This window comes from Rickettsiales bacterium (genome assembly GCA_025210695.1).
Lineage (GTDB): Bacteria > Pseudomonadota > Alphaproteobacteria > Rickettsiales > CANDYO01 > CANDYO01.
Map to the genome: position 1 here is coordinate 1 of JAOARE010000017.1, position 22,218 is coordinate 22,218.

The 22,218-nt window shown below is 33.2% G+C and carries 24 protein-coding genes and 1 tRNA gene; 11 read left to right on the forward strand and 14 right to left on the reverse strand.

The window, feature by feature from the left end; genetic code table 11:
• Positions 1–895, forward strand: an 895-nt coding sequence (locus N4A31_02325; protein MCT4635070.1) for a hypothetical protein, incomplete at its 5' end; no start/stop codon positions are given.
• A 40-nt stretch (positions 896–935) separates the two neighbouring features.
• Here N4A31_02325 and N4A31_02330 read toward each other — a convergent pair.
• The 10 genes from N4A31_02330 to N4A31_02375 all read right to left on the reverse strand — a co-directional run bounded on the left by N4A31_02330 (position 936) and on the right by N4A31_02375 (position 10,348).
• Positions 936–2,861 (reverse strand): hypothetical protein, encoded by a 1,926-nt coding sequence (locus tag N4A31_02330; GenBank protein MCT4635071.1) that lies wholly within the window; start codon positions 2,859–2,861, stop codon positions 936–938.
• Between the two features lie 50 nt (positions 2,862–2,911).
• Positions 2,912–3,310: a riboflavin kinase gene (locus N4A31_02335; GenBank protein MCT4635072.1), complete on the reverse strand. Its 399-nt coding sequence runs from the start codon at positions 3,308–3,310 to the stop codon at positions 2,912–2,914.
• Between the two features lie 2 nt (positions 3,311–3,312).
• Positions 3,313–3,789 carry a DNA polymerase III subunit chi gene (locus N4A31_02340; GenBank protein ID MCT4635073.1) on the reverse strand — a complete coding sequence of 159 codons (477 nt, stop codon included), beginning with the start codon at positions 3,787–3,789 and terminating at the stop codon, positions 3,313–3,315.
• Complete coding sequence (locus tag N4A31_02345; GenBank protein ID MCT4635074.1) at positions 3,761–5,245, reverse strand: leucyl aminopeptidase; 1,485 nt, start codon at positions 5,243–5,245, stop codon at positions 3,761–3,763. The genes N4A31_02340 and N4A31_02345 overlap by 29 nt, the downstream gene beginning before the upstream one ends.
• Before the next feature lie 19 nt (positions 5,246–5,264).
• Positions 5,265–6,716, reverse strand: a complete 1,452-nt coding sequence (gene murC / locus N4A31_02350; GenBank protein ID MCT4635075.1) for a UDP-N-acetylmuramate--L-alanine ligase — start codon at positions 6,714–6,716, stop codon at positions 5,265–5,267.
• 10 nt (positions 6,717–6,726) lie between these two features.
• Entirely contained in the window at positions 6,727–7,473 is a 747-nt protein-coding gene (locus N4A31_02355; GenBank protein ID MCT4635076.1) for an RMD1 family protein, read from the reverse strand.
• Between the two features lie 145 nt (positions 7,474–7,618).
• The gene (locus tag N4A31_02360; GenBank protein ID MCT4635077.1) at positions 7,619–8,017 is read right to left on the reverse strand and encodes a type II toxin-antitoxin system VapC family toxin; all 399 of its coding nucleotides are present in this window, start codon (positions 8,015–8,017) and stop codon (positions 7,619–7,621) included.
• Between the two features lie 3 nt (positions 8,018–8,020).
• Complete coding sequence (locus N4A31_02365; protein MCT4635078.1) at positions 8,021–8,251, reverse strand: AbrB/MazE/SpoVT family DNA-binding domain-containing protein; 231 nt, start codon at positions 8,249–8,251, stop codon at positions 8,021–8,023.
• 215 nt (positions 8,252–8,466) lie between these two features.
• Positions 8,467–10,215 carry an ankyrin repeat domain-containing protein gene (locus N4A31_02370; GenBank protein ID MCT4635079.1) on the reverse strand — a complete coding sequence of 583 codons (1,749 nt, stop codon included), beginning with the start codon at positions 10,213–10,215 and terminating at the stop codon, positions 8,467–8,469.
• A complete protein-coding gene (locus N4A31_02375) occupies positions 10,208–10,348 on the reverse strand; it encodes an ankyrin repeat domain-containing protein (protein MCT4635080.1) in 141 nt (46 codons plus the stop codon). Before N4A31_02375 ends, N4A31_02370 begins: the two co-directional genes overlap by 8 nt.
• 218 nt (positions 10,349–10,566) lie before the next feature.
• Here N4A31_02375 and dcd point away from each other — a divergent pair, with 218 nt between their 5' ends.
• The 8 genes from dcd (at position 10,567) to hemA (ending at position 16,698) form a co-directional block, all read left to right on the forward strand.
• A complete protein-coding gene (dcd, locus tag N4A31_02380) occupies positions 10,567–11,136 on the forward strand; it encodes a dCTP deaminase (protein ID MCT4635081.1) in 570 nt (189 codons plus the stop codon).
• 3 nt (positions 11,137–11,139) lie between these two features.
• Positions 11,140–11,883 (forward strand): conjugal transfer protein TraX, encoded by a 744-nt coding sequence (locus N4A31_02385; GenBank protein ID MCT4635082.1) that lies wholly within the window; start codon positions 11,140–11,142, stop codon positions 11,881–11,883.
• Between the two features lie 36 nt (positions 11,884–11,919).
• Positions 11,920–11,996 (forward strand) — tRNA-Pro (locus tag N4A31_02390).
• Positions 11,997–12,020: 24 nt separating this feature from the next.
• The gene (trmB, locus tag N4A31_02395) at positions 12,021–12,704 is read left to right on the forward strand and encodes a tRNA (guanosine(46)-N7)-methyltransferase TrmB (GenBank protein MCT4635083.1); all 684 of its coding nucleotides are present in this window, start codon (positions 12,021–12,023) and stop codon (positions 12,702–12,704) included.
• Positions 12,701–13,708 (forward strand): tRNA (adenosine(37)-N6)-threonylcarbamoyltransferase complex transferase subunit TsaD, encoded by a 1,008-nt coding sequence (gene tsaD, locus N4A31_02400; GenBank protein ID MCT4635084.1) that lies wholly within the window; start codon positions 12,701–12,703, stop codon positions 13,706–13,708. The genes trmB and tsaD overlap by 4 nt, the downstream gene beginning before the upstream one ends.
• Positions 13,709–14,175: 467 nt before the next feature.
• Entirely contained in the window at positions 14,176–14,322 is a 147-nt protein-coding gene (locus N4A31_02405; protein MCT4635085.1) for a hypothetical protein, read from the forward strand.
• Positions 14,323–14,523: 201 nt separating this feature from the next.
• Complete coding sequence (locus N4A31_02410) at positions 14,524–15,495, forward strand: COX15/CtaA family protein (protein MCT4635086.1); 972 nt, start codon at positions 14,524–14,526, stop codon at positions 15,493–15,495.
• Complete coding sequence (hemA, locus tag N4A31_02415; GenBank protein ID MCT4635087.1) at positions 15,496–16,698, forward strand: 5-aminolevulinate synthase; 1,203 nt, start codon at positions 15,496–15,498, stop codon at positions 16,696–16,698.
• Between the two features lie 2 nt (positions 16,699–16,700).
• Here hemA and N4A31_02420 read toward each other — a convergent pair whose 3' ends face one another.
• Positions 16,701–17,228, reverse strand: coding sequence for a hypothetical protein (locus N4A31_02420; GenBank protein MCT4635088.1), 528 nt, complete (start codon positions 17,226–17,228; stop codon positions 16,701–16,703).
• A 185-nt stretch (positions 17,229–17,413) separates the two neighbouring features.
• Here N4A31_02420 and N4A31_02425 point away from each other — a divergent pair, with 185 nt between their 5' ends.
• Both N4A31_02425 and N4A31_02430 read left to right on the forward strand, forming a co-directional pair.
• Positions 17,414–18,193 (forward strand): hypothetical protein, encoded by a 780-nt coding sequence (locus N4A31_02425; GenBank protein ID MCT4635089.1) that lies wholly within the window; start codon positions 17,414–17,416, stop codon positions 18,191–18,193.
• Positions 18,194–18,470: 277 nt separating this feature from the next.
• Entirely contained in the window at positions 18,471–19,073 is a 603-nt protein-coding gene (locus N4A31_02430; GenBank protein ID MCT4635090.1) for a CDP-alcohol phosphatidyltransferase family protein, read from the forward strand.
• A 23-nt stretch (positions 19,074–19,096) separates the two neighbouring features.
• Here the strand turns inward: N4A31_02430 and N4A31_02435 are convergent, their stop codons facing one another.
• The 3 genes from N4A31_02435 to N4A31_02445 form a co-directional block, all read right to left on the reverse strand.
• A complete protein-coding gene (locus N4A31_02435) occupies positions 19,097–19,792 on the reverse strand; it encodes a TVP38/TMEM64 family protein (GenBank protein ID MCT4635091.1) in 696 nt (231 codons plus the stop codon).
• A complete protein-coding gene (locus N4A31_02440) occupies positions 19,777–21,219 on the reverse strand; it encodes an FAD-dependent oxidoreductase (protein ID MCT4635092.1) in 1,443 nt (480 codons plus the stop codon). The genes N4A31_02435 and N4A31_02440 overlap by 16 nt, the downstream gene beginning before the upstream one ends.
• Positions 21,220–21,388: 169 nt before the next feature.
• A complete protein-coding gene (locus N4A31_02445; protein MCT4635093.1) occupies positions 21,389–22,111 on the reverse strand; it encodes a gamma-glutamylcyclotransferase in 723 nt (240 codons plus the stop codon).
• Positions 22,112–22,218 lie beyond the last annotated feature (107 nt).

The following is a 22,218-nucleotide window of genomic DNA, read 5'->3' on the forward strand; positions in this document are numbered from 1 at the left end:
AATAGAAAGAATTACTGATGGATATGCTTTATCAAAAACTGCCATTAAGTTTATTGAAAGAGATAAACCTGAGGGTGCTTTAAAGGTAATAGAAAGAATTACTGATAAATATACTTTATCAGAAATTGCCATTAAGTTTTTTGAAAGAGATAAACCTGAGAGCGCTTTAAAGGTAATAGAAAGAATTACTGATGGATATGCTTTATCAAAAATTGCCATTAAGTTTATTGAAAGAGATAAACCTGAGAGTGCTTTAAAGGTGATAGATAGAATCACTGATAGACTTTATTTACAAGATTTGGCCTATAAGTTTATAGACAAAGGTGATTTTGAGAGCTCTTTAAAAGTAGCAGATAAAATTACTGAGGTAGTAGATGAAAATACTATGGATTATTATGTTTTATCAAGTATTACTAATAAGTTTATAGAAAAAGATCGTCCTTCTGAAGCAATTACATTGATTAGTAAAATTAAGAATCCAACACAAGAACAATTGGAATATGTAAAAGATAATTCTCCTAAGAAAGATTCATCCTCAGATTGGTTAAGTTTGCCCGTAGCGGAAGCTATAGAAGAGAGCTCATATAGAAAAGTGGAAAGTGATTATATGCTTACAGAAGCAGAAAAATTAGAGCACTTAAAAAACAAAGACAAAGAAACTCAACATAGCGCTCCCATGGATTATCAAAGTTATATTGATCAATATCCCCCCCAAGGGAAGCTTCCTAAAGTGAACACAGCAAGAAAACCTCATTTACCTGAAGATTTTAAATTACCGGAAACCGATATGACAGTAGTTGGAGTGATTGGGGCAAGAGTTGCTAAGTTTTTTGTTAATAAAGTAACTGCCAGAGGGAAGAAGAGAACTAATGAAAAAAAAGGTAGAATCAGATAGGTTGTTTTTATAATAAGTTTCTACCTTAAAATTTGATGCTCTATACTTTCGATCTTTGCTCTTTAATTTTTACTGTTTTAGCTTTCTTGATAGAAGTGTTATCAGGATATTTTATATTTATATTTATATTTTCTATTCCCATTTTACTAGGGATATATTCTATATTTCTTCCTTGGGGAAATAACTCTTTTAAAACGTTCATTTTCTTTGATTGAACAGCATATTCAAGTGGACTAACCCCATTAATATTTTGTTTTAAAGTATCTGGAGAAAACCTAAGTACATTACGAATAACTTTAATATTTTCACTATCAATCGCCTCTTTTAAATAAGAAGTTAGTTTTTCTGAAGGAAAATATTTGCTTTTTTGTTCCCTATCTATAAAAGATGGTATTCTGGCCCCAGCCCTAACAATTTGATCAATAATCTCTTGATTGCCAGTTTCAATTGCCTGCATAATTGGAGATATACCATTTGTTTTTTTATTCACATCAGCACCAGCGTCCAACCATGATTTAATAAGATGAGAGATTTGCCCTCCTACACAAAATGCTAAGAATTCATTTGCATCTTTACCACCAAAATTACTAATTGTATTCAACGCTCTATCTTCTGTAGGTTTATAAATCTCAAACATTTTTATAGTTTCAAAGAGGGCAGCAGCACCTTTCTCTCCAGCTTTTGTATACCATTCTTGAAGATGTCCAAATGTTTCTGGAGCTAATACTTTACTAGATAGAAACTGAGATTTTTTAAGATCATTAGTATCTAAACCAAATTGTGTACTTGAATAAAGTTGATATGGACTAGAAAAATCTTTTACTTTATTAAAAGCCTTCTGATAATTTAAACCACTTTCATCAATAAACTTAAAAACCGCTTTACTCATTTCTTTTGAAGAGAAACATTTAGCTGATTCTACATCTTCCCTTGGAATATTATAATGAAGCACAAGATTAATTTGATCTTGGTTATATAATCCTTGAACTTGCTCTATTTGCGCAGGAGTCAATTCCATCTGGTTATATACGCTATTTAATATATGCTGACCAGATCTGCGGGATAAAACCTCTTCTAATTCTCTTTTAGAATGAGTTTCTTCTAAAGTTCTAAGAGCATCTCTTAAATATTTTTCTGTTTTATATAAAATTGAATAATTTCTCTTCTTGAATTCAACATTTTGCTCTTCATCAACCACAGCAACCGTTGCAGTAAACTCAGCCAAATGCTTTCTAAAAGTTTTATTAAGTCTCTTGTTAATAAAGAGCTCTTCTCCATTAAGATATTTCTCATATTGATCAGCACGACTCATACTTTGAATATGTTTTAAGAATATAGGATCTAAATTTTCTAATCTATTTTCTCCTCTTTCTAAATAATCACTCTGATGACTTTCATTAAGAAATCGATTCATAGTATTTAAATGCTGTATACTAAAAATACTACAACCACTATCTGAATATAAAATTCCCCCTTGAACATAGTTATGCGCATCTGCACCAATTGCTTCTTCTATACTCTGCCTTTCTTTTTTATTAATATCAGACAAGGAATCTATAAAAAAACTTCTAGCAATATTTCCATCAGAGTGGATTTGCAATGCAGATGAATGAATATCTGATGGTCTAAAAATGATATCATAGTGAAATTTTTGACCATCTGGCATTCCAGCTAAATACTTATTAAAATCTGATAATTCTTGCTTGGTGACAAGAATAAAAGGATCATATTTTCTATCCTCAATATCTAAGGCAGATAAACGAGCATTCCTTTTCTGAGCTTTGCTCTCTAACATCAAAGCCACAACCTCCGGAGAATAGACCAAAGATAAATCTTTAAGAACCTCAGACTCTTCTAAAGAAGAATGTCTTCCAGTTCTGCGTAAATCATCTAAAATTTCTATTGCTGAAGATACTTCTTTTAAAGACTTATTTAATTCAGACTTAATTCTTTCATATTTTGGCACTGGTTAATAAATCCTTTTAAAAACTATGTTATATAATATAACCAACATAGTTAATAAATTGCTAATAACTCCTTAGCCTTATTACAATCTTTTGTAATTTTCTCTACTAGCCCTTGCATATCTTTAAATTTCATTTCTTCTCTAAGAAAATAAAGAGGGGTAACTTTAATTTTTTCTCCATACATATCTTTATTGAAATCAAATACATAAATCTCAAGTTTAGGTTTATTAACGCCGAAATGAGGAGTTATTCCAATGTTAATTGCTCCTTTATAAACCACTCCTTCATGCTCTATAATTCCAGCATAAACACCATATTTAAATGGGCAATCATCATCTAATAATAGATTCATGGTTGGAAAGCCAATATCTCTGGATATTTTCTTACCTTGAACCACTATTCCTTCTACGCTAGCCATTTGATTTAATGATAGTTTTTCTGAATACATTTTTAAGCTTGCTTTTCCCAAGCTCCTTTAAGATTCTGTTGCCAGAAGACTAAAGCATGGCCAGAATTTTGATAGGATTTCCATTTTTTTCTGGCAAATTCAACTTGCTCTGGGATGTTGCCATCAAACATATAGAGCAATTTAGAAACCGAAGCATCATCTAACTCAACAGCCCCAAGGGCCATTGCAATGCTTGATTTGTTGGGATTCTCAATTTTAGTAGATAAATACACCGGTTGATCAGCAGGATAGTCATCAGAAAAAGTGCCATGAGGAATGAAATGCTTAGTGCTATAAGCCCATAACCCATCATCTAGTAATCTCATCAATTCTTCATTTTCAGCAACAACTAACAAACGCTGCCCTGAATAATAAATCTTTTCAATCAATCTAGGAGCTGCCTTATTTATAGGCAGGGTTGTGAGCTTATAGAAACTTATCTCCATCACATTATTTTTCATATTTTTTAACAAATTCATTGAGCAATCTTACGCCAAAACCAGTAGCCCCAACTGGACATAAGTCTAATGCTTTATCAGCCCAAGAAACACCTGCAATATCTATATGAGCCCAGGTTACATTATTAACAAATCGCTTTAAAAACTGCGCTGCAGTTATGCTTCCAGCACCCCTAGCATTACCAGTATTTCTAACATCAGCTATTACGGAATCTATCATTTTATCATAATCGCTAGTTAGTGGAAATTCCCATAGCTTCTCATCAGTATCTTTTCCAGCTTTAAGTAAATCTTGAGCTAATTCTTCATTATTTGAGAATAAACCTGCATGATGACTTCCTAAAGACACTACTATGGCTCCTGTTAAAGTTGCTAAATCTATCATCAATTTAGGCTTAAATCTATTCTGACAATACCATAAAGCATCAGCTAAAACTAATCTTCCTTCAGCGTCAGTATTTAGAATTTCTATTGTTTGACCAGACATAGATTTCACCACATCTGCTGGACGCTGAGCATTACCATCAGGCATATTTTCTGATAAAGCTGCTATAGCAACTACATTCACCTTTGCATCTCTTGCTGCTAAAGATCTCATTAAACCGGTCACAATTGCAGCTCCAGACATGTCATATTTCATGTCTTCCATATTAGCTGAAGGCTTTAGAGATATTCCACCAGTGTCAAAAGTCACTCCTTTTCCAACAAAACAAAGTGGTGCATCACCTTCCTTTCCACCGTTATACTGCATAACTAAAAGCTTAGATTCTTTTGAGCTTCCCTGCCCCACTCCAAGTAAAGCATGCATCTCCAGATCATACATATCTGCTTCACCAAGTATTTCCACTTTCACACCAAATTTTTCCAGCTCCTCTTTAGAGTTTTCAGAGAAACTTTCAGGATATATAACATTAGGCGGCTCAGAAATAAGATCACGGCTAAATTTAACTGACTGTGCAACTGGTTTTAACTCTTTCTCAAAAATGCTTTGAGCATCTTTTGCAACTTCAGTTACCAATTCAATTTTATCTAAGACAGTTTTATCCTTTAACTTTTCTGCTGATTTATATTTATCAAAACTATATTCACGAAGATTTAAACCATAGGCAATATTTGCACATATTTCAGCCTCATTCTCTTCCACTAATCTTGAATCTATCATGATGGAAGCCTTAGTAAACTTACTACAATTTAAAATAGCAACTAATCTTGCTCCAAATTTAGAAGCCTTAAGAGGATTAAATTCTTCTTTTTTTCCTAAACCAACTAAAATAATACATTTAACACTAACATGATGAGGAGTGGCCATAGTAACTCTTTGACCAGATTCGCCCTTAAACTTTCTTAAATCTATTATTTGAGAAACAAGAGTTTTTAAATCTGCATCAAGAGTCAAATTATTTTGTAAATTAAATCCCTCAGCTAAACCTAACACCAAAGTATTGACAGATGATTTATTGTTAAAAATTATATCCATATTTTTCTCCGCCTTTAAATTATTTTTGTGATGATAAAAAATTCTTCCATTGATCTGGGAAATCATGAGCCCATTTAGTAATACTTCCTGCCCCCATAAATAATACAAGATCGCCTGCTTTAGCCATAGAGCTTACTATCTCCGGTAACTTATCTGGAGAGTCTAAACTCAATATCTCTTTGTTTTTATAATATTGTCTTAAAGTGGAAATAATCACTTCCTTATTAACTCCTTCTATTGGAGACTCTCCTGCTGAATAAATATCAGCCATTAATATTATATCGGCATTATCAAAACTATGAATGAACTCAGAAAATAAATTTTCCACCCTAGAATATCTATGTAACTGCACCACAGCAATAACTTTTGCTTGCTTGTTTAACTTATTAACTTGACGAGCAGTAAGTAACACAGCTTTTATCTCTTCTGGATGGTGAGCATAATCATCAATAATACTAACCCCTCCTACTTCACCGGTTTTAGTGAATCTTCTTTTCACTCCAGAAAACTTTGCAAATCCTTCTGTGATTAATTCTTTCTTAAACTTTAATTTCACTCCTATGGCTATAGCTGCTAAAGAATTCAGAACATTATGCTTTCCAGCTACTGGCAGATTAATTTTTTCTATTATAAATTCTTTACCTAATATTCTATCTGAAACTTTAACATCAAATATAGTTCCAGAAATATTTTCAACGATATTAACCGCCTGAATATCTAAACCTTCTGAGTCAATTCCATAAGTGATAATTTCACGATCTTGGATGTTTTCTACTAAATTCTTAACCTCTAAATGATCTTTGCACACAACAGCAAATCCATAAAATGGAAGATTCTGAATAAATGACCTATATGCCTTTTTAAGGTTCTCAAAACTTCCATAATAGTCCAAATGTTCTGGATCTATATTGGTGATCACTGCAATAGTTGATGGAATACGAATAAATGTTCCATCTGACTCATCTGCTTCAGCTATTAAATAATCACTGCTTCCTAAATAAGCATTTGTTCCTCTAGTATTAATAATACCGCCATTAATAACTGTTGGGCTTAATGAAGATGCTTCAAACATTGCTGCTACAAACGCAGTTGTGGTGGTTTTACCATGCGACCCTGAAACTGCTATTGAAATTTTAAGCCTCATTAATTCTGCCAGCATCTCTGAACGCTTCACCACAGGAACACGCGCAGCTCTTGCAGCAATAATTTCAGGATTATCATCTTTTACTGCTGTAGATTTAACCACCACTGAAGCATTTTTAATATTTTCTTTTTTGTGACCTACAAAAACCTTAATTCCAATATTTCGAAGACGAAGAACATTGTCATTTTCTCCTAAATCTGACCCTTGAACTTGATAACCAAGATTATGCATAATTTCAGCAATACCGCTCATACCAATTCCACCAACTCCGATAAAATGGATGATTCCAAAATTATCAAACATCATCTTCTCTAATAAAGCCTTCATATATTTTCCTTTAACTAGTTATTTTAAAACCGATGGTTAAAATTATTTCCATTCCTATTAAAATTATAATTATAATTTCAAGAAGAGAACTATGACGATTATTAAATACATCACTTAGAATTTCAAATAATTCATGGATTAAATTAAGCCTTTTATTTAATATGTCCACTCTCTGTTTAATATCTTGATCTTCAGCCATCATTTGATAGATGGGTTCTAATGCTGGGTAATCCCAGAAAAACTTAGGAGTTCCTAAAATATCGCCATGTAAATTAATTGAACTTCGCTCTAAAAACAGCTTACCCATTTTCTTAGCTATTTCTTTACCAGATAAAGTAATCTTCCCCGTTTTAGCGAGTGACTTTGGAATATGCTCTGTTTTTTTTATAGTTTGGGCAACTCGCTCTTCAAATCCAGATAGCTTCATTGATTGGGCTAGAGCATAAGAAATGGCAAGTCTTTCCATAACCCCAGCATCCTTATCAAGCCTAATTTCATTTTGATGAACTTCTGTTTCACTATCTTGAACCACAAAATAAGACTCTGAAGAGTTATGAATATTTTCTACATTATCTTCTTCAAATTTCTTCAACTTTTTTAGTACAACTGAAATTTCTTCATCAGTTAATTCCCAGAACACCACACAGCCATAGCTAAAAAAGAACACATGACCTTCATAAAATGGAGCATAAATAACATTACGAAACTTTTTTGGGCTTTCATTATCTTTTTTAAGAAATTTATATAACGGATTCATTTGATAAGAATCCGCAGAACAAAATGTTTTACATTGCATGCTAGCTAAACAAAAAATAGGTTACTTTAACTTAGCATATTATCCTCTCTATTCCCTGCAAATGCAATAGTAAAATATTAAGTCGCTCTATAGAATATCCTTAGTTTTATTTAGCCATTATAAAATTATCTGCCATCATAGCCGCTTTATCAAAAGTTAAAGTACTTATGCAGCCAGAATTTTTATTAATCTCTCCGATTAAAGCATCTGAAAAATCCAGTTTTTTTTGGCTATATTGACTCAACGCGTTCCGTAGTAACTTCTGATTCTCAAAGCAAAATTCTTTAGTTGATAATATCAGTTTAACAACCTCAATAATAGATTCTTTATTATATTTATATCCTCTTTCTAACACCCAAATAAGCTCACATATTACAATATTATTGATAAAGATTGACTGCGAAGAAGTAGCATATTTATTAAGAGTCTTCTCAACTATTTTTGCCTGTTCTGAATCATCCTGAGTTAAATACCGGACTAATATATTCGTATCAATACCAATCATATACTAGCCCTTTACATTTTTTATAACATCATTCATTTCTTCACAGCTAAGACTTTTCTTTGGGTTAGGCAAAACTCCTTTTAAATCTTTAATAGACCTATTAATTGGCATCATCACTATCTGATCACCTTTTAAAACAAACTCTAACTTATTTCCACTAATAAGGTTTAATTTACTTCTTATCTCAGCTGGGATAGTAACTTGACCTCTATTTGTCATAATAGATTGCAACATAATCATAACCCTCACATCAAATAATTACATACATATTATGTTAATGTAAGAATAAATTATATACAACGTCTATTATTAAATAATCATATTAAATACAAGAAATACGTATTTAATCTATAGATTAGATATTACTTTTAAACAAACAGCTAGTCATTAAATAGAAACAAGAAAGCAATATGCTCCAATTAAAGTTACTAACTGGAGCATAATAACTTTTAAGATATTTCGTAAGAATTGATAAGTAAAGAACCGCCCATATCTGAACCAACAATATCTAGATTTTCTAGATTATGATTAGATGAAGGTAAAGTTAATATGCTTGTTTTATCAGCAAACATAATTGGCGAACTTAAAGCATCTTTGATTAAACTATAAGCCCAGTTAGCAAATTTATCTAATCCAAAATTTTCTTTATCTTTACTTTCTAGAACATATTCAAAATCAATTTCAATCTCTGATCCCTTTGTAGATAATTCCATTTCTGCGTCTGATTCTTCCAAATTCTTTTTAGCCTCTAGAAATTCCTTTCCTTCTCCAATAATAGGAATTATAAGATCATCTAGACGAATGTCTAAATCTAAGATGACCGCTTCCCCCTTACCAGACTTAACTTCATCTTCTCTCTCTTCCTCAGAATCGTAATCACCATCTGATTCTGAAGAAGAACAATCCGCATCCTCTTTACTCTCTTCCTCACCATAAGGACGCTTACCCAAAGAAGAACCAAAATCTCCTGCCTCAGAATCGTAATCACCATCTGATAATGATTGATATCCATTTCTTAATATTAATTCTATCAATACTTCTTCATAATCTGATAATGATTGATATCTATTTGTTAGCAATAATTCTATTAATGGTTCTTCAACGTTTTTTACTGAAAGAAGATGCCCTAGAGCAGTAATTCTAGAACCTCCTTTTTCCACCAATAAATCTAGAGCTTTTACTTTAAGATATCTTTCATCGCCTTCTTCAATTTTTGAAAAAAGGAGATGAACCATAGAAAAGCTCAAATCAGCACCTTTTGCTTTCAACATATCCATCGCCTTTTCATAAGAATCAAAATATTTAGTGCTCACTGCTGCAACTGCTGCCCTTGCTAAAGCTTTATTAAGAATGGATTTTTTTTCTATTGCTACTACATCTTCTTCTATTGATGAAGCGCTTTTTTCTAGCAATAAATCTACAGCTTTTTCTATAAAATCTTTTTTAATATTTAATAAAATGAGACGGAGTAAGGCAACCACCCCATCAGCACCTTTTGCTTTCAACATATCCATCGCCTTTTCATAAGAATCAAAATAGTCAGTGCTCACTGCTGCAACTGCCGCCCATGCAAAAGCTATATTGAGATCAGCACCTTTTTCTATTAATAAAGATATAGCTTCTTTCTCTTCCTTAGAGGATGAAGCAACATCAACCAGAACTAAATTCTTGCAATCATAAACATCATTTTTCATCAAAAAATCTACAGCTGATTCATTCTTATTCATAACAGCTCTAAATAAAACTTCTTGAAAAACAGTTCTAAGCAAATCTTCTCGAAAATCAGCACCTTTTTTTAATAAAAAATCGAATATGCTTTTATTACCTTTCATGGCAGCATGTAGCAAAATCTTATTTACATTAGCACCTTTTTTTAATAAAAAATCTACAGTTTGTTCATTATTAGCATTAGCAGCATGTAGCAACCCCCTACTCACATTAGCGCCCTCAGTTATTAGCAGCCCCATAGTTGCTTCTAATTCCTCTCTAATGGAACCTTCATCAACTTCAGAAGAGTCATATGATAAAATAACTTTATTCTCTTCTCCAATTCTTATCACAACTTTTAATATCTTGTCATCTTTAACAATTTTTGCTGAAGCAGCATATATTAAAGCTATGTTTTTATTAACCTCATACTCAGAATTATCGTTTTTTCTTCTGGCAATCTTTGTTATCTTTTTATATAAACTATTCATTCTTATCAACACCTTCTAATATTAAAAAATCCACCTTATCTTCATGACCAAAACTTGCTGCAGCAATTAAGGCTTGAATCTTGTAGGGATATGATCGTGATAAGATCTTTTCTACAGCTGTTAATTCTTCCATTTTTAATCCTATATTTTTATATTGGGGAAACAAAACAAAACAAAATAGTGAACATATTAAATAATGTCAATATTTTTTAACAATGTTATTAAGTTTGTAATATTTTAATGATTAATGATATCTATGATTATACTAGATAGTAACTGCCATCTTGCTTTTTATAAAACAACAGGATATTCTCTTTGAAGAAATAAAAAATCACTTTTAGGAAAAATATTATGTCAGTAATGCAAGATAGCTGGATCAAGAAAATGGCTCTTGAACATAAAATGATTGAACCATTTGTAGATCGTCAAATACGTGAGGATAACAGTAATGGAAAAATTATTTCTTACGGAGTAACTTCTTATGGTTATGATGCTAGAGTATCTGATGAATTTAAAATTTTCACTAATGTTGATTCTGCAATTGTTGACCCGAAAAAATTTGATAGCAATAGCTTTGTAGATCGTAAAACTCCAATCTGCACTATTCCACCAAATAGCTTTGCCTTAGCAAGAACTGTTGAATATTTCCGTATACCTAGAGACACTTTAGTTATCTGCGTAGGAAAGTCCACTTATGCTCGTTGTGGGATTATTGTTAACGTAACTCCATTGGAGCCAGAATGGGAAGGTCATGTTACTTTAGAATTCTCAAATACCACCCCTCTTCCTGCTAATATTTACGCCGGTGAAGGAGCATGTCAGTTTATATTCTTAAAGGCCAATGAAGTCTGTGATATTTCTTACGCTGACCGCCAAGGAAAATATATGGGGCAAATCGGCGTAACTTTACCTAAAACATAAAATATGCTTAAGCTGAATAAATATGGTGAATTTAATAGCTATGATCTGCTAAAGGTTATAGCTACAATCGCCATGGTTATTGATCATCTTGGGCTTTTATATTATCCAGATATTAGTTTATTCAGAGTTATTGGCCGGCTCTCATATCCTTTATTTGCATTTTGTATTGGCTATAATCGAAAATATAAACTTGATAATACATTAATAATGTTAGCAATTATAATGTGTTTAACTCATATTATTATCTGGCCAACCTTGGGAGGAATGGTTAAAAAATCAATTTTAAACTCCTCTATTTTACCATCCATTATCATAACCCGCATTTTATTAAATTATACTAGCCACATGATTAAAGCCAATAACATGTATCTATGGGCCTTCATCCTGTGGTTCTTTGCTTTTTCAAGCAATTCTATTTTTCAATATGGAACCGCTGGAATAGCCTTAACAATTTGTGGATATTTAAGTAGCGCCCTTAAAAACAGTAAGGAATATAGGATATTTTTATATATCAATTTAATTTTATATGTTGGGTTTGAATATGCATTATTTAGAATGAATTTACTTGGTTTGCTTATTCTTATTTTTGAATTTTTTATTATATCCAGAACGCTTAAAAACTTCTCAATTAACCCCATATCTATTACAAAAACATTTGAGAAACCTTTATTACTCACCTCAAGATATGCCTTAATAATATATTTTGTTCACTTCCAGATTTTTAAAATGATTTATGTAACTTCTTGACAATCTGACAATATATTATACCTTGTAGTATAGCCTCGGAGCGTGGCGTAGCTAGGTAGCGCACTGGACTGGGGGTCCAGGGGTCGCTGGTTCAAATCCAGTCGTTCCGACCATATATTTTAAAGACCATTTTAATTATGACACTAAACTTTAAAAGAATAGTATCTTTCGCTAGAAAGCGTAGCAGCAACCCTAAAAAAGAAGCAGAAATTCTTGCCAAGCTATTGCCTCAATATGCGGCAATCACACCTGAAGATGGTGGAGCATTAGAAAAAATATCTGATCTTTTTAAAGAAACTGCAAAAGATTACTCAACATATGCCATGGAGATAGGATTTGGTTCAGGGGAGAACATTCTTCATGATGCAAAAACCAATCCTTCCATTGGATATATTGGCTGTGAAGTATATACAGGAGGAGTTGTTAAACTGCTCAATAATATTGAAAGCGAAGATATTAAAAACATCAGAATCTGGCATAATGATGCTGTGGAATTAATTGCCAGACTTCCCCTTAATTGTTTAAATCTGGTTTCCATTCTTTATCCTGATCCATGGCCTAAAAAGAAGCATAATAAACGTCGTTTAATTAACGCTGAATTTTTAAAGCTTCTCAGCCCCAAAATGGCTCCTAATGCGAAGTTATTGATTGTTACGGATCATAAGGATTATGCAGAGCACATCACAGAAACTTTACCAGAAGTGGCAGAAATTTTTGCCCGCCAGATGAATAATTATCCAGAAATCACCAAAACCAAATATCGCTTAAAAGCTGAAGCCCAAGGCATTAAATCTAACTATTTTTATCTGGTTAAGAAATGAAAATTCTAGGAATAGAAAGCAGCTGCGATGAAACCGCTGCAAGCATTGTAACTGATTCTAAACAAATATTATCTAACGTAATAATAAGCCAAATTGATGAGCATCAAAAATTTGGTGGAGTTGTTCCAGAAATAGCCTCTCGTGCTCATTTAAGCCATGTTCAAACAGTGGTTGATAAAGCCCTTAAAGATGCTGATTTATCTTTAGATGATTTAGATGCCATTGCCGTCACTGCGGGCCCTGGTTTAATCGGCGGATTATTAGTTGGAATAATGTTTGCCAAGGGTCTAAGCTTTGCAATTAATAAACCATTGCTTGCTGTTAATCATTTGGAGGGTCATGCTTTAACAGCAAGGCTAACCAATGAGATTGAATTTCCATATTTAATACTGCTAGTTTCAGGTGGCCATTGCCAAATTCTTGTAGTAGAAAAAATTGGAGTTTATCATAAACTTGGTGGAACCCTTGATGATGCAGTGGGAGAATCTTTTGACAAAATAGCTAAAATGCTAGGTCTAGATTATCCTGGAGGACCAATCATAGAAAAATTGGCCCTAACTGGCAATCCTAATAAATATGACTTTCCCAAGCCAATGAAAGGCAGAGAAGGCTGTGACTTTTCCTTTTCGGGTCTTAAAACAGCAGTTAGGTTGATTATTGAAAAAACAGAATTAACTCCAGAAAATATTGCCAATATCTGCGCTTCTTTTCAAAGAACAATTGCTGAAATATTATTAGACCGTTTAAATAATGCTATTGAGATAACTAAAAAATCGCACCCCAAAATCAAACAATTGATCATAGCTGGTGGGGTTGCTGCCAATCAATATCTTCTAAAAGAAATCCAGCTCTCTATGGAGAAACATAACCTTGAAACAATCGCCCCGCCGATTAAATTATGTACAGATAATGCAGCTATGATCGCCTGGGCTGGAATAGAACGCTTGCGCTTAGGGATTAAAGATGAAGTAATTATTCCTAAATCTAGATGGCCTTTAAGTTAGAACACTTCTTCATTACTTAATTAGCCAGCACTAACTTCCAAATCCTTTCCTAGCATCCGTCATTCTTAAATTAACTTCCACCACGTCCATCATTCTTAAATTAACTTCCACCACGTCCGTCATTCTTAAATTAACTTCCACCACGTCCGTCATTCTTAAATTAGCAAAGCTAATTTGAGAATCCAGTCAAACCAAAAACAATCTATTGAATCTCTTTACATTAAGACTTAATTAACACTTTAAGCATAGGTTAATTAAGTAAAATCATTTTCATAACTTGAACTAAAAGGAACCAACCATGAACAAAAATCTAAAAACAGCTTAAATTTTATGCAGCTTATCTGCACTTCCATTAATCTCTAATGCTGATGTATATGGAAGCATTAAAGTGACAGGCCCAGAGGGAAATACTATGTCTGGAACAGTAACTACAGATAAAAATTAAAATACTGTTGTTAAAGGAAGTAATGGCGGCAGCATCACTAAGAACGACTCTGGCATTCAAATTAGCAATGGCAATGGATCAAATCTATATATCTATAAAGATGGAACCTATGATGCAAAAAGATATGATGGATCAACCACAAGCGGAACTATTAATAAAGACAAAGTAAAAGATCTTTTGCAAAAAAAACTCATCACAAAACCGCCAACTTAAAGATAAATTATTTTGTTGGTGGTCTTTAAAATTTTCTATAATTTTAAAAATATTATACATCTCTCATCAAGGGGCGTTTAACTCTATTAATCCCTTGCATAAAACCATTTAAGCATTATAATTCAGCCATTAAAATATATTCATAAAATTGTTACTCATGAAAAATAAGTCTGTTCTACTGTGGGTTTTGTCTTGCATTGCCATAATCTACAGCATTGTTATCGTTGGTGGATATACCCGTCTTAGCAATGCTGGATTGTCTATAGTGGAATGGGCTCCAGTTAGCGGCACCATCCCTCCATTAACTGATTCTGCATGGAATCTAGAATTTTCTAAATATCAGCAATCCCCTGAATATCAAAAAATAAATTATGGAATGGAAATAGAGGAATTTAAAAGAATCTTCTTAGTGGAATATATTCATCGTTTATTAGGAAGAGTTCTTGGCATAGTCTTTCTATTGCCTTTCTTATATTTTATCTTCACCAAGAAACTTGAAGGCAAAGATATAAAATACTTCAGCATAGTTTTGGGTCTAATAGGGCTACAAGGTGGAGTTGGTTGGTTGATGGTTAAAAGCGGTCTCGTTGACAATCCTCATGTTAGTCAATATAGACTGGCCCTACATTTAATTATGGCATGTATTATTCTAATCTTGCTAACTTGGAAAACAGCTCCTGGAAAAGATAAGAATTCTAAATATGGATATTTCTCCTTAGGGTTATTGCTTCTGCAAATCATCTCTGGAGCTTTCGTTGCAGGACTTAAAGCTGGGCTGGTGTATAATACATTCCCTTTAATGGATGGAGAATTAATTCCAAATGGATTATTTATAATGCAGCCTTGGTATCTTAATCTTTTTGAAAACGTCACCATGGTTCAATTTATTCATCGCATATTAGGCATAGCAAATTTGATTAATCTACTTATATATTGCTATAGAATTTTTCATCTAGACCAAAACAAAAAAATTGCTATACTACTTGCGAGTATCATTATTCTACAATTCACTTTGGGAATATTAACCTTGGTATTGCAAGCACCATTGATGTTGGCTCTTTTTCATCAAGCTATAGCAATAATCTTAATGATAACCATGGTTCTTTCGCTAAAAACAACTGGAAAATAGATGTTAAAAACTTACGCTCAATTTTTTACTGATGCCATAAATACCTTGAGGACAGAAGGTAGATATCGTATATTTAGTGACATTGAAAGATGCGTTAACAGACGACCGGTTGCCTATGATCATAAAAAACAAAAAGAAATAACCATTTGGTGCATTAATGACTATCTAGGCATGAGCCAACATCCTAAAATAATAGAGGCAGCTAATAAGGCCAATAGCACCATGGGTGTAGGATCTGGAGGAACTCGTAATATTGGAGGAACCCATCATCCAATCATTGAATTAGAAGCTGAATTAGCTGACTTGCACCAAAAAGACGCAAGCTTGGTGTTCACTTCAGGATATGTTTCGAACGACACGACAATTTCTACTTTAGCTAAATTATTGCCTAACGTAATAATGTTTTCAGATCAAGATAATCATTCCTCCATCATTGAGGGGATTAAGCGCGGGGGATCTGAAAAGATAATCTATAACCATTTGGATCTAGTTGATTTAGAAAATAAGCTTAAATCTGTAGATATCAATCGTCCTAAATTAATTATTTTTGAATCTGTATATTCAATGGACGGATGCATCTCTCCAATTAAAGAAATTTGTGATCTTGCTGATAAATATAACGCCCTAACCTATATTGATGAAGTTCATGCAGTTGGACTATATGGAAAAAGAGGCGGTGGAATTTGTGAAAAGCTAGGCCTAATGGATAGATTATCTATAATTGAAGGAACCTTAGCCAAAGGTTTTGGGGTTATGGGTGGATATATCACCGCCTCTAAAGAAATAATAGATGCTATTCGTTGCTATGCTGCTGGATTTATTTTCACCACCTCTCTTCCTCCAGCATTAACGGCAGCTGCCACTACCAGTATAAAATATCTAAAAACCAGCCACAAAGAACGTGATGCATTACATAACAATGCTCGCATTTTAAAGCAAAAATTGAAAGAAGAAGGTATTCCTTTCATAGAAAATGATAGCCACATGGTTCCTGTAATGGTTAATGACCCTATTCTTAGCCGTAAAATTTCAGAAATATTGCTAGATGAATTTTCTATCTTCATCCAACATATTAATTATCCCACAGTGCAAAGGGGAACTGAGCGCTTGCGCATCACCCCCACACCATTTCATAATGAAAAAATGATTGAAGATTTAGTTGCAGCACTTAAAACTGCTTTTATTAGATTAGGTTTAAAATAAAACTAATTCACTTCATAAAAGGAATCTAAGTCTTTCGAGAGATAAACTTTACCAGGATGTGGATCATTAATTTCTTCTTGCAAAACCTTTGCCTGCTTAAATATCTCCATGCATTCTTCTTTTAAAACTCCACCTCTTGCTTGAATGCTATTGATAAGGTGAGACACATCAATATGTTTAAATCCCCAAAGATCACATATATCTTTCTGATTTGCACCATATACTAATCGGTCAATATTATAACCAGTGATGATTGCGGAAATAATTGCACCATAACTCAACATCTCACTCTCTGCATTGCTATATAGGCTTAAGCTTTTAAAATCTCTATAATCATATTTCAAAGCCAAACGATGTATTGCATGACTTTCAGCATTAAGAGTGGGAGAGATATGTTTAGAATCAACAGCCTTAACCAAAATTCTGCCAGTGTCATTATCAACAATTAATGCAGCAAACGGCCAACAGTCATTTCTTTCTTTAGCGAAGTTTATAGCTTCCCTCATGTAAAATTCATCTGAATTCATCATATGCCCTCCAAAATATTAAGTGAGCTTATTTGTTGAACTTAGATATTATCACCTATAAGAATATTTTCAATGAAACATTCTTTTCCTCTTTCCTAGCTAATAGCTAATTTATACCTATTTTATTTGACAATTAACTTATGTTATTTTAAATCTTAACAATCAAAAAAACTTAGGAGATTAAGGTTATGCGAGAAAAAAGACTACGCTCACCAGATGAGAGCTCACAAGGTGATTATAAAAGACATCGTGAAAACAATTATGATGAATATGATGAAGAACTTGAAGAAATAGACTCTCAAGCTACCATATCTGGAGAAAATGAAGAGAATACAACTATGATGCTAGCACAAAGCCCCCCGTCCATTGGATCAGAACCTCCTGGTCGTCAACCAAGCGGTGAAGGTTATTCTTGGTCATTTGGAAGCACTCAATCCAGTCTAGAAATAAGTATACTTTACGATCTTCCAGATCCTATTCAACCTGCTGGCCCCCCACGTGCTGAAGCCATGATGCAGCAAGATACAGATCCTACCATTCCTCCTGCAAACCCCACTCAACACCCTGAACCTCCTGAAGAAGCTGCCTATTCTCCTTCAAATGAATATAATGTTAGTTCTCAAATTAGTGAAAGAGATGGAAATAATATGAGTTTCCCATATTTTCCTGAACACCAACCTAGTGATTATGAATTATATTTGAATTTTACTCACTCCCCTGTTCTCAGAAGAAGCAACACTACTGAAACTGTAGTTCCTCAATACTCATCGCAAGCTAGAGGATCTGGAAACACCCAAGAAATCTTTTTCTTTAGCATTGAAGATTATAATCTCCCTGAAGATATTTATTATAATAAACCATTTGATAAACTTTCAAAGAATATGGAAACTAATGTTATTGATTTAGATTTTAGTGATGTTCTCCCTTTTGCAGGGTTATTTTCTATAATTATGTATAGCTATATGTAAATTAAACTAGATTCTCATCAAACTTTCGTTTAACAAGAATGACGCCAACTCTTCATCTAAGAATCATGAGGACTTATCCGAATGAGCGTGGGATCCAGAATTAAAAACTATTAGATATAATTCCTTATAGGGTATTAAAGGAGATATCTTTATAGATTCACCTGTGGAACAAGCGACTCAAATTCCTAATTCCCCTAGCGTATCTAATGTTTAATTATGGACAATAAAGTAAACTAGCCTTATAGTTATTATAGTTTTCTATATAATTTGGATAATTATGCTAGACCCCTTTGTTAGAAAAATAATTGACCCAGTTATAAATTCCATTGGCAATAAACTTGTATCCCTAAATATTTCAGCCAATTCTATCACTATTCTAGGGTTTATAATGGGGCTCCTGGCTATGCTTACAATCAGCATAAATCAATATAATATTGCAATAATTTTTATTGGTCTAAATAGACTTGCTGACGGACTAGATGGAGCAATTGCACGTAATAGCCAGCTCACTGACTTTGGTGGCTTTTTAGATATTGTTTGTGACTTTATAATCTATTCAGGAATTGTATTTGCCTTTACTATAGCCGATCCAGAAAATACTTTTTATGCTGCATTTCTTATTTTCAGCTTTATAGGCCCCATCTCTTCATTTCTTGCATATGCCATTATTGCAGCAAAGAGAAAAATAGATTCTACTCTGCGAGGAGAAAAATCATTTTATTATTTAGGAGGAGTTTGTGAAGGAACAGAAACCGCAGCAACTCTTCTCTTGCTTTGTATCTTTCCAAATTATTTTAATATAATTTGCCTTATCTATGGAAGCTTGTGCTGGATCACAACTTTTGGCCGCATCTATAATGCTTGGGTGGATTTTAGATAGACACCTTTAAATATTGATAAAACTCAAGCCTTCTTCTTAAACTTCTTATATAAAACTGGAAGCAAGGCTAAAATTCCTAATCCCCCTAAAGCAATTAATATTTTAGGGTTTAAAATTAATCCGCTTGAAAAATCTGGCTGGGAAATAACTTCTCTTAAAGCAACTCCCATTGAGGTATAAACAAAAGAACCAGGAATTATTCCTATTAATGTAGATAAGAAAAATATCCTTAAAGAAATTTGAAAGACCGCCGCTGCCAAGTTAATCACCGCAAATGGAAAAATGGGAATAAGTCTAAGAGTTAAAAGATATGTAAATGCATTTTCTTTAAAACCATTTTTCATCTTACTCACCCATGAACCAGATTTTTGCTTAAGAAAATCTGATGATGCCATTCTAGCACTTAAAAATAAAATACTAGCTCCTATGGTTGCTGCAATCACTGTGGAAAATGTGCCAAGCCACTGCCCGAATAGAAGACCACCTGTAATTGTCATAAAACTAGCTCCTGGTATTGAAGTGCTAACAATCAAGATATACATCCCGCAATAGATAAGAATTGATAAGAATTTTTTCTGCTCAATAAATAATTCTAATGATTGTTGATGTTCTTTGAAAACCTCAAAACTGAAATATTTATACACTTCAAAATACCAAGCTATGGCCGATATTAGCAAAATCAATAAAATAGGGAAATATTTCTTTATCTTGTCAGCCACATCAAACCTTTAACTATTTTTTTCATGAATGGACTGAAAATTTTATCAATATAATAGCTTCCAGCGACTCTCTTATTAATATCACTAAGAGTGGGATATGGAGCAATGGAATTGGCAACAGCAGATATATTTAAATTATTCTGAATTGCCATTACCCAAGGATAAATTAATTCTCCAGCCCCTATTCCTAATATAGTGGCACCAAAAATTTTGCCCCTAGGTGATACTAAAATTTTAATACTGCCTTCCGTTTCTCTTTCTGCCTGTGCTCTATCATTCTCATTAAAACCCATATGCAATACTTTATAGTCTATGTTTTGCTCTTTTAATTGAGACTCTAGAAAACCAACATGGGCAAGTTCAGGATCAGTATAAGTAACCCATGGAATGGCCTGGGTATAAACCTTAGATCTCAATCTAAAAATACTATTCTTAATAGCAAGAGACGCATGATATCCTGCCACGTGAGTGAATTGATATCCTCCACTACAGTCTCCAATAGCGTAAACCTTAGAGTTAGACGTTTGTAAATGCTCGTTGACGATGATTCCTCTTAGAGAACTATTTATCTTTGCCTTTTCTAAATCTAAAGATTTAATATTTGGTCTACGCCCAGTGGCAACCAATACATGAGAGGCAATAATTTGCTCTTCTTTACCTTCTTCAACTTTATACGTAATATGAATATCATTTTTTGACTTCTCGATCTCTAAAATTTGAACATGTTCATAAATTTCAACTCCATCTTTATTCAAAATATTCTTTAATTTTGAAGTTATCTCTGGATCATCTTTTGGCAAAGCAGTAAAAGCCTCAAGAACAGTTACTTTGCTTCCTAAACGGCTAAAGCTCTGAGCCATTTCAATGCCAATAGGTCCACCACCTATCACAACCAAATGCTCTGGCAACTCTTGTAAGTCAAAAATGGTTTCATTGGTGTGATATGGAACTGATGGAAGTCCTTTAATGGAAGGAATAAAGGGAGAAGTTCCCGTGGCAATAATAAAGCGTTTTGCTTTAATAAGCTGATTATCTAATTCAATGGTTTCTTCATCAATAAATTTGCCTTCCTTTAAAATAACATGAGCCCCAAGCTTCTCAAAACGATCTACTGAATCATTAGGGGCAATAGCATCTATAACAGAGCGCACATGATCATGAACTTTTTTAAAATTCACTTTTGCTTTATCAATAGACCAGCCAAATTCTTCAGCTAATTTTATTTTATGAGCAATTTTAGCTGCAGAAATGAGTGCCTTAGAAGGAACACAGCCATAATTTAAACAGTCCCCTCCCATTTTATTGCGCTCTAGCAAAACAACAGAGGCACCCATTTGCACAGCTCCAGCTGCGAAAGACAAGCCTCCAGATCCAGCACCAATAATACAAAAATCTGGTTTTAATATTGCTTTTTGCTTGTCTTCCACAAACCACTCCCCTACCATTATCTTTATAAATAATAGGATACTCTTGTTAGAAGCGCTTTTCAATTAATAATTGAAGAGGGGGAAGTAAAGACCTTCTCCCCGCCGTCATCCAGAGCAATTGTCTCTTAGGCAATTGCGTGGGATCCAGGAATATTGAAATAATGATTAGTTAATCAATGGGGTGTTGATAATAATCCTTAAAGTCTTTAGATAGAATTTTATCAATATTGAAAGCATTGGATATTCCAAATGGTCTCCTTGGATGTTGTCTGTCATTAACCCAAGTTCCAGGCTTTGTAGGCCAACCATGAGTTTTTGAAATACATTCTTCTAGGAATTGAGGTATATTATAGGTGTCACCCACTTGAATACAGCCATCTAAAAAGATATCAACATATGATTGAACTATTGGATATTCTTTACTTGGTGATTGTATATTATTATCCTTTTGTGCATATACCCAATATTTACCATCCGGTATATCTTTTAATCCTAAGGCTTGAATATCAGTTTTGGGCACTAAAATCCTACAATATCCCATTTCTCTTTCGTCCGTTTCTAAGATACCATAGTCAGCAACAGAATAATAAACTGCATTAAGAGATGAATTTTCATCTTTCAATAAAGTTAAGAATGTTGTTTTATAATTTCCACCTTGAATTCCCCATACTCGTTTAAAACCTTTAACTTCAATAGGATATACATATTTAGCATTTGGATTGGTTTTCTGTCTAGACTCTTTCTGAATTAAACTCCCATAACCAATTATATAGTTATTCTCTTTTTGAGACACTGCTGGATGGCATGAATCTGGATGATATGCATCTGACGCATAAGCATAGCCTGAATATAATCCTAATATTACAACCACCTTAATTAATAATTTACACACCACAACCCTTTTTCAACTTATACATGACTCATTAGTATATAATACAACTAAAAAACATATGATTAAAGTAATGAATAGCCTATTTTTATAAAAATTGTTTCTTGATT

Bases quoted from the DNA above. Each gene is read 5' to 3' on its own strand.
- tsaD (MCT4635084.1), top strand. From the start codon at position 12,701: ATGAAAATTCTAGGAATAGAAAGCAGCTGCGATGAAACCGCTGCAAGC.
- N4A31_02345 (MCT4635074.1), bottom strand. From the start codon at position 5,245: ATGGATATAATTTTTAACAATAAATCATCTGTCAATACTTTGGTGTTA.
- N4A31_02375 (MCT4635080.1), bottom strand. From the start codon at position 10,348: ATGGAAGAATTAACAGCTGTAGAAAAGATCTTATCACGATCATATCCC.
- N4A31_02410 (MCT4635086.1), top strand. From the start codon at position 14,524: ATGAAAAATAAGTCTGTTCTACTGTGGGTTTTGTCTTGCATTGCCATA.
- N4A31_02355 (MCT4635076.1), bottom strand. From the start codon at position 7,473: ATGAATCCGTTATATAAATTTCTTAAAAAAGATAATGAAAGCCCAAAA.
- N4A31_02420 (MCT4635088.1), bottom strand. From the start codon at position 17,228: ATGATGAATTCAGATGAATTTTACATGAGGGAAGCTATAAACTTCGCT.
- N4A31_02360 (MCT4635077.1), bottom strand. From the start codon at position 8,017: ATGATTGGTATTGATACGAATATATTAGTCCGGTATTTAACTCAGGAT.
- N4A31_02385 (MCT4635082.1), top strand. From the start codon at position 11,140: ATGCTTAAGCTGAATAAATATGGTGAATTTAATAGCTATGATCTGCTA.
- murC (MCT4635075.1), bottom strand. From the start codon at position 6,716: ATGAAGGCTTTATTAGAGAAGATGATGTTTGATAATTTTGGAATCATC.
- N4A31_02430 (MCT4635090.1), top strand. From the start codon at position 18,471: ATGCTAGACCCCTTTGTTAGAAAAATAATTGACCCAGTTATAAATTCC.
- N4A31_02340 (MCT4635073.1), bottom strand. From the start codon at position 3,789: ATGAATTTGTTAAAAAATATGAAAAATAATGTGATGGAGATAAGTTTC.
- N4A31_02335 (MCT4635072.1), bottom strand. From the start codon at position 3,310: ATGTATTCAGAAAAACTATCATTAAATCAAATGGCTAGCGTAGAAGGA.
- N4A31_02405 (MCT4635085.1), top strand. From the start codon at position 14,176: ATGGCGGCAGCATCACTAAGAACGACTCTGGCATTCAAATTAGCAATG.
- N4A31_02365 (MCT4635078.1), bottom strand. From the start codon at position 8,251: ATGTTGCAATCTATTATGACAAATAGAGGTCAAGTTACTATCCCAGCT.
- trmB (MCT4635083.1), top strand. From the start codon at position 12,021: ATGACACTAAACTTTAAAAGAATAGTATCTTTCGCTAGAAAGCGTAGC.
- N4A31_02370 (MCT4635079.1), bottom strand. From the start codon at position 10,215: ATGAATAGTTTATATAAAAAGATAACAAAGATTGCCAGAAGAAAAAAC.
- dcd (MCT4635081.1), top strand. From the start codon at position 10,567: ATGTCAGTAATGCAAGATAGCTGGATCAAGAAAATGGCTCTTGAACAT.
- hemA (MCT4635087.1), top strand. From the start codon at position 15,496: ATGTTAAAAACTTACGCTCAATTTTTTACTGATGCCATAAATACCTTG.
- N4A31_02425 (MCT4635089.1), top strand. From the start codon at position 17,414: ATGCGAGAAAAAAGACTACGCTCACCAGATGAGAGCTCACAAGGTGAT.